Raw genomic sequence first — 12,471 nt, 5'->3', positions numbered from 1 at the left:
AACAATGAACGGAATTTGTTCCAGTTTCGACGTTGTTTGGCCGGGCCGGAAATAACCTGGTAAAGGGTTTTTACAATGGCATCCACACTTGAAACCTCACTCAAACTGGCCTCCAGCATGGGCGTTTCAGTATTTTGCGCAACGATTGGAACCGTGCAGATAAATCCGATAAAAAGCAATGTGTAGTATTTTCTCATGTTAATGCAATTTTACAGCGAAAAAATCGGAAGTTTCTCCGACTTTTGAACGAAGAAAACTATATTTTAATGTCCTGGCTAAAAACCACCTTATTTAAGTTGTTTCGTCGTTTGGATCATTTCATTGATGACCTGAGGTTTGCGCTGGTCAAAGTAAGTGGCGTAGGACAAAATCAACCCATTAAAATTGCTACTTATCGAGGGTTTGGGCGACCAGATTATCTTTTCTTACAAGGGCGAGTACTGGTCAAAAAACGCTTGCGCAATAGCCCTACGAATACGGTACTGCAAAATTTGATCAACTCTTACCAAAGATTTGAAAGCGATGAGATTCCGAATGCCGTATTGCGGGTCGATATTGAAAACCACCAATTTGAATTGATCACCGATCGGGAAGGTTATTTTACCCTGGATACGACTTTGGATCCTCCATTGGTGCTTCCGGATGAAGAACCCTGGCAAAATGTAAAAATCACTTTGTTGCAAACGCCCTGGACAAATGATTTAGAAATCGAAACGACCACCAGTATCTTATTTCCTCCACAAGATGCCCGATTGGGCATCATCACCGATTTGGATGATACCGTCATTGAAACAGGGGTTGCAAGTCCCCTCAAATGGCGTGCTTTTTACAATACCTTGTTCAAAAGCATCCATCAACGCAAGGTTTTTGACGAAGTGGCTGCTTTTTTGCGCGCATTGCGCCGAGGTATGCATGATCAGGGTTACTCTCCATTGTTTTATTTGTCCAATAGCCCAAGAAACATTTATGATCTGGTGATGAGCTACCTCAAGTTGCACTCGATGCCCAAAGCCCCCGTATTGTTGCGCGATATTGGGTTTCCCTATAAAGTCCATACCAAAGATGATCAGGGTCACAAATCGGAAAGCATCAAGCGCATTTTGGATACGTATCCAGAAAAACAGTTCATCTTGATTGGAGACAACGCCGAGAAAGACCCTTATCTCTACCATGAAATTGACCAGAAATATCCGGGGCGAATTGCGGCAATATTTATCCGCGATGTACAAAAAAACCGCCCTTTGCGGCGCCTGGAAAAATTTGTAGAAAAAGAAGCCAACCATAAAATCGTGACCTTCAATTCCTATCGTCAACTGGCACGAATTTGTGCCGATCAAAAATTTATTGACTGGGATTATTTTCAGGAATTGTGCCAAAGTCAGCAAAAATGGAATTTTAACCTGAAGGTTTTCCCGAATAAATAAGGGGTTGTAAACTCAGCACAATTTTACCCTGATTCCGATTAGCTTCCATGTACAAATGCGCCTCAGCAACATTATCCCAGGGAAAAACACAATCCACTACCGGGAACAATTGCCCACTGGCAAAATGAGCCCAGGCCATCTCCACAAATGCATGCGTTAGTGCTGTTTTATAGTCTAAAGTTCTTGCCCGCAAGGTTGAGCCCTGAATTTTCAAACGTTTCATCAGTACCATTCCCAAATTGATTCCAGTTGCTTGCGCACCACCCATCACAGCGAGAAGAGCCATTCTACCATCCATGCCTAAGGCTTGGAGGTTACCTTCCAGGTACGATGCGCCTAAAAAATCCAAAACTACGTCCACTCCCCTACCCTCGGTCAAGATTTGGATCCTTTGCGCAAAATCTTCGGTTTTGTAATCAATGCAATGTTCGGCCCCTAAAGATTTGCAAATGGCGTGTTTCTCAGCAGATGCAGTCACATAAGCTTTTGCGCCAATCAAGCGTGCCAATTGAAGCGCAGCAGTACCTACGCCACTGGCTCCAGCGTGGATTAGAATGGACTCGCCTGCCTGTAATTTTGCAATCCAAACCAATGCCTGAAATGCGGTCAGAAAAGCTTCTGGAATAGCCGCTGCTGCTACAAAATCAAGATTATTTGGAATGGGCATGGCCATGTCTTCGTGTATCACTGCATATTCCGCATAACCTCCACTGGCCAGCAGACCACAAACGCGGTCGCCAATTTTCCATTTTTGGACTTTTGAACCCAGTTTTTCAACCTCCCCAGCTATTTCTAGTCCCAAAATCGGGCTTTCGCCAGCAGGCGGCGGATATCTACCTTCGCGCTGCAGCAAGTCTGCCCGATTGAGAGCAGTAGCTTTAACCCGAATTCGAATTTGGTATTCTGATGGTTCAGGAGTAGGAAATTCTCCGATGAACAATTCATCGGGAGAACCAAACTGATGGAATTGTATAGCGCGCATGGTGGTGGTGGTTGGGGCGACCCTACTTGGTCGCCCTAGTTATTGGGTAACCACGCAGGGTTACCCTAACAAATGTCCCATGAATTCTTGCTTGATCCGCAAGTATTCCCGGTTATCTGCATTCGGTTCGATGATGATGGGGATGCGCTTGATTACCTTTACAGAGGCATTGTCAAACGCTTCAATTTTATCTGGATTATTGGTCAGTAAGTTAATTTCGGACACGCCCAAGTCCTCCAGCATTTCAATGGCTATGTCGTACTTGCGTACGTCTGCCTCTAGGCCCAAGTGCAGGTTTGCATCAATTGTATTGAAACCCATGTCTTGCAGGTTATAGGCTTTCAGCTTGTTGATGATACCGATGCCACGACCTTCCTGGCGTAAGTAAAGTACAATTCCTCCTTCTTTTGCTGCTTTCCCCAATGCATAAGCCAATTGTGCTCCGCAATCACAGCGTTTGGAGCCAAACAAATCACCAGTAATGCATTCGGAATGCAAGCGGGTGAGTACAGGAGCATTCAAATCACAATGTTCACTAACCAACGCCAGGTGTGGCATCCAGTCTTCGGAATCTTCTGCATAAGCCCCCATCCTAAAATTACCCCAAGGGGTTGGAATCAATGCTTCCGCCTGACGTACCAAGCGTTTTTCTCTTCTCTTCATGAACAACTATCCCTCCTCAATTATCGGCAAGGCCTACATTTTTAAGGAAATCACAATATTGTATGAGCAATGAACAAGTGTTGTGTGCATTAGGTTTAGGAGGCAAAGATAAGATAATGTAGATTCAACAAAGGCAAATTTCAGTTATTTCGATTTCAGCTGCGAACAATATCTTTTCTTTTTTGTTTACCGACCTAAACCAAATTTATTAGTATGAAAAAACACTTACTAGTTCTAGCGCTATTGCTTATTGGCAGTATGTCGCTCTGGGCACAACGGACGATCACAGGGAAAGTGACGGACGACGAAGGGGAAGCCCTCATCGGGGCCACGATCCTGGTCAGGGGAACAACGACAGGTAACATTACCGATGTCAATGGGGCTTTCAGCCTAGTAGTTCCTCCTAATGCTACTGTGCTGATGATCAGCTACACTGGGTTTAGCCCAAAAGAGGTGACCTTAACTGATGCCAACAACTATGAAATCACCATGGAAACAGAAGTGATCGGTCTTTCAGACGTAGTAGTGGTAGGTTACGGTTCCCAATCCAGAAAAGGTATTACCGGTTCAGTAGCTAAAGTAAGTGGAGAAACCATTTCCAAACTACCAGTTACGGGTGTAGATCAAGCATTGCAAGGCCAGGCAGCTGGTGTGCAAGTGGTAGCAGCCTCGGGTACACCAGGGAGTAGCGTTTCAGTGCGGGTACGTGGCCCATCCTCAATTAATGCAGGCAATCAACCCCTTTATGTAGTTGATGGAGTACCTATCAGTACTGGTAGCAACTCTCAAATTGGTTTTGGTGGCCAGCAAGCCAACGCCTTGACCGACATCAACCCCACTGATATCGAGTCCATTGAAGTGTTAAAAGATGCTTCGGCCGCAGCTATTTATGGGTCCAGAGCCAGCAATGGCGTTGTATTAATTACGACCAAAAGGGGGAAAGCAGGTAAAACCCAAGTATCCCTAAATTCTTATTATGGACAGCAAGAAATCCAGAAAAAACCGGAGACCCTAACCGGTCCCCAATATGTTGCTGTGGTTCAAGAAGCCATCCGTAACCGCTTTACGGCTACTTCTTTGCCCAGTTCGCAGCGCTTGGTTGGGCTGGATGCAGCACCAGATACTTATCCAAACACCAACTGGTCTGATCAAATCCTGCAAACTGCGCCCATCAGCCAAACAGATTTATCTTTTTCTGGAGGCAATGAGCGCACTAAATTTTACCTTTCTACCGCTTATTTCACTCAAGATGGGATCATCAAGGGGTCAAAATTTGACCGCTACAGCATTCGATTGAACCTTGATAATTTTATTACCAATAAAATCAAAATTGGTACCAGCACCTTCTTATCTCGTTCCAACAGTGATCGTTTGAACAACGACAACAACATCAACGGGGTATTGAGCGCATCATTTTTAATGGGTTCGCACATCCCCGTGCGCAATGCGGATGGTACTTATGCCAAGGATGCCAACTCATCTGTGGAGAACCCGGTGGCTGCACAATTGGAGCCAACCAATGAGAACTTTAGCGGTCGGATTTTATCTACGCTTTATGGAGACTGGAGCATTTTACCTTGGTTGTCTTTCCGAACCAACCTGAACTTAGACTTGAGCAATTTCCGGGAAACTCGCTTTGCACCTACCACCACAAATACCGGATTTGGCTTACGTGGGCAGGGCATTGAAGCTTACAACCAGGAATTAAACTTGGTCAACGAAAACTTTTTTACGATCAGTAAGTCAATCGGCAGTTTGAATCTGGATCTTTTGTTGGGTACTGCTTTCCAGAATAGCCGTTCAGAAAGCTTTTTCGGACAAGGGGAAAACTTTCCCGGCAATACCATTAAAACCCTCAATGCTGCTTCAGTCAAAAAGGACTTGAGCTCCAGCCGTACCGAATGGGGATTGAACAGCTACTATTCTCGTTTAAACCTGAACTTCAAGGAGAAATATTTCATCAGTGGAAGTGTCCGCAGGGATGGATCCTCTCGTTTTGGTGCCAATCAGCGTTGGGCTTTATTCCCTGCGCTATCTGCCGCTTGGCGCGTGTCGGAAGAGCCTTTTCTGAAGAACAGCAAAATCATTTCCGAGTTGAAACTCCGTGCTGGCTTCGGTCAAACGGGGAATCAAAACATTGGCAACTTTGCGTCCAGAGCCTTGATTTCTCCAGGTGCCAACTACAACCAAATTGCGGGTTTGTCGCCCAGTCAATTGGGTAATCCAGAATTAACCTGGGAAACCAACGAAGACGTGAGTATTGGTTTGGACCTGGGTTTCTTCAACAATCGAATCAGCCTGGTGCTGGAGGCCTACGAACGCAATACCATCGACTTGTTATTGAACCGGCCCTTGGTATTTACTTCTGGCTTTGCCAGCATTACCGAAAACATTGGATCTACCCAAAACCGGGGCATCGACATTTTGTTGAACACCCAAAATCTTGTATCCAAAAAATTCACCTGGAGCACCAGTTTTAACGTTGCTTTCTTGGAAAGTAAAATCATCAAGCTGGCCGGAACTCCATTTGCTTCGGGTTTTGCGAGTTGGGTAGCTGAAGGAGAAGCCCCCAGCGCCTTCCGGGGATTCCGGGTGGAACGCATTTTCCAGGAACAAGCAGAAATTGATGCATTGAATACCAAAGCAAGAGAAAGAACTGGAATTGCTACTTCAGTATACCAATCTACTTTGACCAGGCCTGGCGATATTCAATTCAAGGACTTGAACGGAGATGGCCTGATCACTGCCCTAGACCAGGAAATTTTGGGCAATGCTTTGCCAAAATTTTATGGTGGTATAACCAACAATTTGTCCTTTGCTGGATTTGATCTTTCGTTCTTCTTTCAATTCCAGTCGGGCAATATGATTTACAACAACACCCGCGCTTTTAGTGAAGGAATGAACGGCATTTTTGGTCAATCCGCAACAGTATTGGATCGTTGGACACCGGACAATAGAAGTACCACCTTCCCAAGAGCCGTATTTGGGGACCCGAACAACAACCGGCGTACTTCTGATCGTTTCCTCGAAGATGGGTCTTTTATTCGTTTGAAAAACCTCAACTTTGGTTATAGCTTACCCAAAAGCATTACAGACAAACTCAAAATCAATCGTTTGCGCGTATATGTTGGTGGACAAAACCTCCTGACCTTTACCAATTATTCTGGACTGGATCCCGAAGTAAGCACATTTGGTGAGGTTACGCTCTCGGCGGGTACCGATTTCTTGACTTTCCCCCAGTCACGCACGATCATGGGTGGATTGAACATCACGTTTTAACCAACAATCAACTTTGAAGCGATGAAAAAATACATTTTCAAAATAGTTCTTCTCTTTTTGGTTATCAACATTTTTAGTAGCTGCCAGGAGAACATCGAACTCAACCCTGAAACCGCCCTGGATGGCGCACAGGGTTTCAAAACCCGTCAGGACGTGGATGCGGCCTTAATTGGTTGTTACAGTGCTGTACAAAGTGGTAACTACATGGGGTTACGGTATTTTGCGTTGGCCGACTTGTATTCAGATATTTTGGCACATACCGGTACGTTCCCTTCTTTTGCGCAATTTGCTAACCGGCAATTATTGACCGACAATGCAGAATTGACCAACATGTGGCAATCCATTTACATCGGGATCAACCGAGCCAATACCGTAATCGCGGCTTCATCTGGCGTAACTGATCCTTCTTTCAACGTAAACAATGCCATTGCTGAGGCACGCATTCTGCGGGCGTTTCACTATTTCAACCTTTTGCGGGCATTTGGCGGCAGTGCTGCCGGTTACAATAAAGCCAGTGGTGTTGGAGTTCCATTGGTAACCAAGCCAACCCTGGCAGCTACGGATGCGGTTCCGGTTGCACGCAACACCGAGGCTGAAGTATGGACCGCGATTTTGGAAGACATCAACTTTGGTGTGGCCAACCTACTGGCCAGCAATGGTACGGGTCGGGTCAATAAGAATGTAGCGTTGGCGCTCAAAGCCCGGGCACACCTTTACCGTGGAGAATGGGCCGAAGCGGAAGCTGCTGCCACTCAGGTTATCGACAGCAAAGCCTATACACTGGTTGCCAGTGCCAGTTTTGGGGATGTTTTCACCAAAAAGAATTCTTCTGAAGCCATTTGGGAACTGCAATTTGACATTAATAATACTAACTCGATTGCGTTCTTTTACTACCCTACTACCTTGGGTGGGCGCAATGAAATTGCAACGACCAATAGCTTGCGCGACGCACACGAAGCCAATGATGTGCGTAGAGCTGTCAACTTTACGGCCAGTCCCGCAGGCAAGACGTCAAAATTCACCAGAGTCCCTGGTGACGACAACGTTTTGTTGCTGCGCTTGGCTGAAATGTACCTCATCCGTGCAGAGGCTCGCGCCAATTTGAGTAAATTGGTAGAATCTTTGGCAGATGTGAATGTCATCCGGACCAGGGCAGGATTGCCAGGATCTACCGCTGTAACAGCAGCTGATTTGATAACTGCCATTGAGAAAGAACGGCGCATCGAATTTGCACATGAAGGCCAGCGCTGGTTTGATCAACGCCGCTTTGGCAAATGGAATGCCAATGGAATCACTCAGGATTTTCGTGCACTTTGGCCCATTCCACAACGGGAAGTTGATACTTCCAATAAAGTAATTGCCCAGAATACGGGATATTAAATAACGAATTACAAATAAAATTAAAAAGCCTCGCGTGAAATCAATCACTGCGAGGCTTTTTAATTTTATTCGCTATTTACTTATCAATATCCCCCTTCCTTTGGAGCAGGAGGATCTTGCTCTACATCGCCAGGGCCTGCAATGCGAAACTCTGCACGGCGGTTCATGTAGCTTGAGCTGGTAGGCACCAGGTTATCGGCAGAACCTTTCCACTGCAATACAAAACGGCCACGTGCTACACCATGGCTGGTAACCAGGTGTTCGATTACGTTTTTGGCGCGATCGTAAGACAATTGATTGTTGATGCTTTCAGAACCTGTGCTGTCAGTGAATCCAATCACGACGACGCGGATGCCTGGATTGGCTTTCATCATGCGGCCCACACCCGCCAGGTTGCCGTAATCAGAGTACTTAATTTGAGCGGTAGAGGCGGGAAAGTGCAACATTGGCAAAAACCATTCCGCCGCACTGGTGCGATTGTCGGCAATTTGGTAGTTTTGCAGCGCTTGATCAATCAATTCCTTCACGCGTTCTTCTGTAACTCCGCTGCCATTTCCACCAGGCCTGCCGTTTCCGCCAGTTTGTGGGTTGGTAACCACTCCGGTTTCATCCACTTTTTCATTGGCCTGAGGCATGTAAAAGGGCTCTTTGTCGATGTGATCAGGAACGCCATCACGGTCAGAATCCAGGGTACGGCCTTTGGTATCTACCATTGCGCCTGCTGGCGTATTGGGGTCTTGATCAATGGCATCGATTACGCCGTCGCCGTCTTCATCTTTGATCAAACCGGAAGTACGCTGGTTGATTTTGTCATCAATTGAATTCAACACCCCATCGATTGGGTTGATCCAATACAAGGGTTCTGTTTTGCTGGAGGCATTTCCCAGGTTGAAATTGATGGACAAATTGGTGAAGGAAACGACATCACGAAAGTTAGGACGATTCGGTACAATGTTGTCAATTAGGTCGGCACGACCGCCAAAGACCATAAAAGCCTGTTCTTCCAGTGCAATGTTGATCTTTTTACCCAAGCGGAAAGAAATACCCGCTCCCAAACCCATGTGGGGAGCAAAAGCTCGTTTCAGGGTATCAAATTGCCTTAGATTATCTTCACTTTTAAAGGAAGTAGCGCTAAATGAATTGACACCCGCACCTGCCAGAATATAGAGGTTCGTATTGCGTACAGGCTTGTCCCAGCGCAAACTATTGAGAGACATCACCCCGTACATGGTTCCAGACATCCATTTGGTGTTAAAATCTCTTTCTACGTTTGTAGCGGCGTTTTTTCCTTTTAAATCTGCGTACAGGAAATCTGCTCTAAGCGAAAAAATGTAGTCGGTTGCTTTGCGAATGTGAAACCCAACTGCGTAAGAAGGAGTCGGCTTGACGTCACCGCCCACAATGGCTCCGCCACCATTCAAACCAAATTCAATCATGCTTTTGGGTATCGCCAGTCCAGAGGTTTTTGGTTTTTCTTTGACTGGTTCTTCTGCTTTCACTTTGGCTGGTTTTTCAGTTTTCTCTTTTTTCTCCTTGGGAGTCTTGTTTTTCTGGCCCCAAACCAATCCGGCGCAGAAAATCAGGAGAATCATTAAAATAGTACGTTTTTGCATGGTTTTGGATATTAAATCAGTTAAGTATTGGGATTATATTGGTTGCAACCATCTAAACAATGATCGGTACAACCTATAAATGATGCAAAATGGTTCCTAGATAAAGTACGAGACTTCAGGTGATGTGGCGAGGCCGGGCAGAATGGTTTACAAAAACATACAGCTTTCACCTCTCCGCACATTACGCGAAGGTAAACTTTTTGTGAAAGGTTTTCCGGTCGAGGAGGCAAAAAGGCCTTGATTTCAGTAGAATATAACTGAAAAATGACCATGCTACTATTACGCATCAAAAATAGAGTTATTTTTTTTTCTTACCAAGGTTTATATCTACTTAAACGATTATGCAACAGATATTTTTACTATTTATACTCTTATTCTAAAAAAAGTCACTTTTTTAACCCGCTAAGGGTGCTTATCCGACTTCGATTTGTAACTTTCTGCCTGTATTTTGCACACAATACGGTTTTATGCTCGACAACTGGCTTAGTCCAATCTCTTTAGGCACCTTAGCTCTACCCGATTTGAATGAAGATCAATTGGGGTCACGCATGCAAATTCATACTGAGGGAAAATTTCCATCCTTACAGGGCATTCAGATCGCGATTCTGGCCTTGAACGAAAGGGAAGGATTGGCTTTGCGCAAAGCACTTTATCCCCTGAGTTTTCCCTTTGAAGGTTTGCATATTGCTGATTTAGGCACGATTAGAAAAAGTACGGAGGAGTTTATCATGCCCGTATTGATTGAATTGCACGAAAGTGGAATTTTGCCGATAATAGTAGGGACTGATCCTGCATTGATGCAAATTCAGTACAAGGGCTTACAGCACGAGCTGCAGCACATCAACATGGTAGCCTTTGATGAAACCATCCGTTTGAGTATCCCCGAAGAAGGCGCAAAGCCCGATTTATTCAACGAAATTGTGTTTCAGGAGAAATCAAAGTTGTTTAACTTGGGTATCATCGGTTGTCAGACCCATTTTATCCTGCCAGGTACTTACCGGTTGATGGAGGAATTGCATTTTGATTACATCCGCCTGGGTACGGCCAAAACAAATCTGTCGGAAGTGGAGCCCATCATTCGAGATGCCGATTTATTGGGATTCCAATTGGCTTCGATCAAGCAAAGTGAAGCTCCAGGGCAGGAAAATGCAACGCCAAGTGGGTTTAATGTAGAAGAAATTTGCCAACTTAGCCGCTATGGCGGTATGAGTGAAAAAGTAAAATCCTTTGGCGTTTTTGGTTACAAAGCGGCGCTTGACCGCAAAGCGCAGACGGCCAATGTGATTGCTCAAATGATTTGGTATTTCCTGGATGGACTTCAGAACCGCAAAGGCGATTTTCCGGTAGCAACCGATGGGCTAACCGAATACATCGTTGAGTTAAAATCCCTGGATTTCACGGTTACTTTTTGGAAAAGCCAAAGAAGTGGACGCTGGTGGCTGCAAGTTCCCGTAAAAACGACCAAAAAGCACCAGAGACATCGTTTGATTCCTTGCTCATACAACGATTACAAGATGGCTTCTCAGGACGAGTTACCAGATCGGCTGGTAAATGCGTTTAAACGATTTTTGTGAATGACGAATTTTTCGAGTGACGGATGCCCCCTCGCACTTCGGCTTACTTCGACTTCGCTCAATAACCGCCGCTCAGTGACCAGGGGGGGATTCGTCACTCGTCATTCGAAAAATTCGTCATTCACAAAAATCTTGGCCACTTCCCGCTTCCCACCACTCTGCCATTCAACCAAGTACCCGCTACCCGGTCAAAACAGCTGTGTGCCATAAAAATCAAGCCTACTTTAATGACCAAATCGTTTTGAAAAAAATAGCCAGGATCACCAAGGCCATTACGTCCTGGCCTTTTATGTTGATTTTATTTACAAATTGGTTGCACTTTCCAGCCCAAATGCATATTTTTGCTACAAATTGCGTTAAAAATGCTCATCGCCAATCCGATCTACGATGTCGTCTTTAAATACCTGATGGAAGACTCCAAAGTAGCCAAGCTGCTCATTGGGTCCATCATTGGAGCGGAGGTATTAGAGTTGGAGTTTCGCCCCAAGTCCTTCACTACTTCCGTACATTTGGATCCCCTGAGCATCAAGCCCACCTTTACCATTTACCACCTCGATTTTTCGGCCAAAATCAAAACACCTGCAGAGGAAAAACTGGTCATCATCGAAGTCCAAAAAGCCAAATTGGCCACCGACATCCTGCGCTTTCGGCAGTATCTGGGCAAGCAGTACAGCGACAAAAAAAATGTGTACACCGTAAAAACCCACGACGGCAACCACAAAACCCTGGCCTTGCCCATCATCAGTATTTATTTCTTGGGCCACAGCCTGGACAGCATCCACGACATTCCTGTCATCCACGTCAACCGCAAGTACATCGACCTCTACTCCAAAGCAGAAATTCCGCAAAAAGACTATTTTATCGAATGCCTGAGCCACGATAGTTACGTGATTTCCATTCAAGATTTGAAAACCAGGAGGAGGAACGAACTGGAAATTCTCCTAAGCGTGTTTGACCAAAGCAACCAAACCGAAGATCAGCATATCCTCAATGTACGCGAGGAGGATTTTCCGGAGGATTTTCGCTCCATTATTCGCCGTCTGCAAGAGGCCGTAGAGGTGCCCGAAATCAGAGACAATATGGAAGCAGAGGATACTTATCTGGATGCTTTTGAAGACCAGGAACGCAGAGCGCTGGCTGCTGAAAAAGTGGCGCAAGAAGAACGGAAGAAAGCGCAAGAAGAACGGAAAAAAGCGCAAGAAGAACGAAAGAAAGCGCAAGAAGAACGAAAGAAAAATAAAGAAGCATTAAAGCGGATCGAGCTTGAGAAGCAACGCGCCGAACAGGAAAAAAAACGCGCCGAACAAGCTGAAAATAAACTCTACGAAAGCCTCAAACGCATGCGCAGTGCTGGCCTGCCCGACGCAGACATTTGTGCTTTTTTAAACATTAGTCCTGAGGAGCTGGAGCAAATGACGAATTTTTCGAGTGAGGAATGACGAATTGGGAGATAGCTGCTGGAATTTTTCGTAAGCCCTAGACTTGGATTCCATTTGTATGCACTTACCCGAAAATCTTGAAGGCAATGCGCCAAATTCGTCATTCATCACTCGTCA

General features: G+C 45.4%; 8 protein-coding genes and 1 pseudogene. 5 read left to right on the top strand and 4 right to left on the bottom strand.

Translation table 11 applies throughout. The annotated features are described in order from the left end of the window. Positions 1 to 197, bottom strand: a pseudogene (locus tag ABW391_RS26395) (hypothetical protein); the annotation flags it as partial. A gap of 69 nt (positions 198 to 266) precedes the next feature. On the opposite strand from ABW391_RS26395, the gene ABW391_RS26390 reads away from it, so the two are divergent. After that, positions 267 to 1,424 (top strand): App1 family protein phosphatidate phosphatase, encoded by a 1,158-nt coding sequence (locus ABW391_RS26390; RefSeq protein ID WP_353484904.1) that lies wholly within the window; start codon positions 267 to 269, stop codon positions 1,422 to 1,424. Here the strand turns inward: ABW391_RS26390 and ABW391_RS26385 are convergent. Continuing rightward, positions 1,396 to 2,406 (bottom strand): NAD(P)H-quinone oxidoreductase, encoded by a 1,011-nt coding sequence (locus ABW391_RS26385; protein ID WP_353484903.1) that lies wholly within the window; start codon positions 2,404 to 2,406, stop codon positions 1,396 to 1,398. The genes ABW391_RS26390 and ABW391_RS26385 overlap by 29 nt on opposite strands. Before the next feature lie 60 nt (positions 2,407 to 2,466). Further along, a complete protein-coding gene (ribA, locus tag ABW391_RS26380) occupies positions 2,467 to 3,069 on the bottom strand; it encodes a GTP cyclohydrolase II (protein ID WP_353484902.1) in 603 nt (200 codons plus the stop codon). A gap of 213 nt (positions 3,070 to 3,282) precedes the next feature. On the opposite strand from ribA, the gene ABW391_RS26375 reads away from it, so the two are divergent. Further along, on the top strand, positions 3,283 to 6,348 hold the full coding sequence (locus ABW391_RS26375; RefSeq protein ID WP_353484901.1) for a SusC/RagA family TonB-linked outer membrane protein: 3,066 nt from the start codon (positions 3,283 to 3,285) through the stop codon (positions 6,346 to 6,348). Positions 6,349 to 6,369: 21 nt separating this feature from the next. After that, the gene (locus ABW391_RS26370) at positions 6,370 to 7,728 is read left to right on the top strand and encodes a RagB/SusD family nutrient uptake outer membrane protein (protein ID WP_353484900.1); all 1,359 of its coding nucleotides are present in this window, start codon (positions 6,370 to 6,372) and stop codon (positions 7,726 to 7,728) included. Positions 7,729 to 7,811: 83 nt separating this feature from the next. On the opposite strand, the gene ABW391_RS26365 is transcribed toward ABW391_RS26370, so the two are convergent. Continuing rightward, the gene (locus ABW391_RS26365; RefSeq protein WP_353484899.1) at positions 7,812 to 9,341 is read right to left on the bottom strand and encodes an OmpA family protein; all 1,530 of its coding nucleotides are present in this window, start codon (positions 9,339 to 9,341) and stop codon (positions 7,812 to 7,814) included. 467 nt (positions 9,342 to 9,808) lie between these two features. Between ABW391_RS26365 and ABW391_RS26360 the strand changes: the two genes are divergently transcribed. Both ABW391_RS26360 and ABW391_RS26355 read left to right on the top strand, forming a co-directional pair. Next, on the top strand, positions 9,809 to 10,915 hold the full coding sequence (locus ABW391_RS26360; RefSeq protein WP_353484898.1) for an arginase family protein: 1,107 nt from the start codon (positions 9,809 to 9,811) through the stop codon (positions 10,913 to 10,915). Positions 10,916 to 11,277: 362 nt separating this feature from the next. Then, on the top strand, positions 11,278 to 12,354 hold the full coding sequence (locus ABW391_RS26355) for a cell envelope integrity TolA family protein (protein ID WP_353484897.1): 1,077 nt from the start codon (positions 11,278 to 11,280) through the stop codon (positions 12,352 to 12,354). The last annotated feature ends 117 nt before the right edge of the window (positions 12,355 to 12,471 follow it).

The sequence above is a fragment of the Haliscomenobacter sp. genome (assembly GCF_040403615.1).
Taxonomy (GTDB): Bacteria; Bacteroidota; Bacteroidia; order Chitinophagales; family Saprospiraceae; genus Haliscomenobacter.
Note: the sequence above shows the minus strand (reverse complement) of the source record. Positions and strands in the feature narration are given on the sequence as shown.

Excerpts from the sequence above, each read along its gene's own strand:
- ABW391_RS26390 (WP_353484904.1), top strand. The coding sequence starts at position 267 with ATGTCCTGGCTAAAAACCACCTTATTTAAGTTGTTTCGTCGTTTGGAT.
- ABW391_RS26385 (WP_353484903.1), bottom strand. The coding sequence starts at position 2,406 with ATGCGCGCTATACAATTCCATCAGTTTGGTTCTCCCGATGAATTGTTC.
- ribA (WP_353484902.1), bottom strand. The coding sequence starts at position 3,069 with ATGAAGAGAAGAGAAAAACGCTTGGTACGTCAGGCGGAAGCATTGATT.
- ABW391_RS26375 (WP_353484901.1), top strand. The coding sequence starts at position 3,283 with ATGAAAAAACACTTACTAGTTCTAGCGCTATTGCTTATTGGCAGTATG.
- ABW391_RS26370 (WP_353484900.1), top strand. The coding sequence starts at position 6,370 with ATGAAAAAATACATTTTCAAAATAGTTCTTCTCTTTTTGGTTATCAAC.
- ABW391_RS26365 (WP_353484899.1), bottom strand. The coding sequence starts at position 9,341 with ATGCAAAAACGTACTATTTTAATGATTCTCCTGATTTTCTGCGCCGGA.
- ABW391_RS26360 (WP_353484898.1), top strand. The coding sequence starts at position 9,809 with ATGCTCGACAACTGGCTTAGTCCAATCTCTTTAGGCACCTTAGCTCTA.
- ABW391_RS26355 (WP_353484897.1), top strand. The coding sequence starts at position 11,278 with ATGCTCATCGCCAATCCGATCTACGATGTCGTCTTTAAATACCTGATG.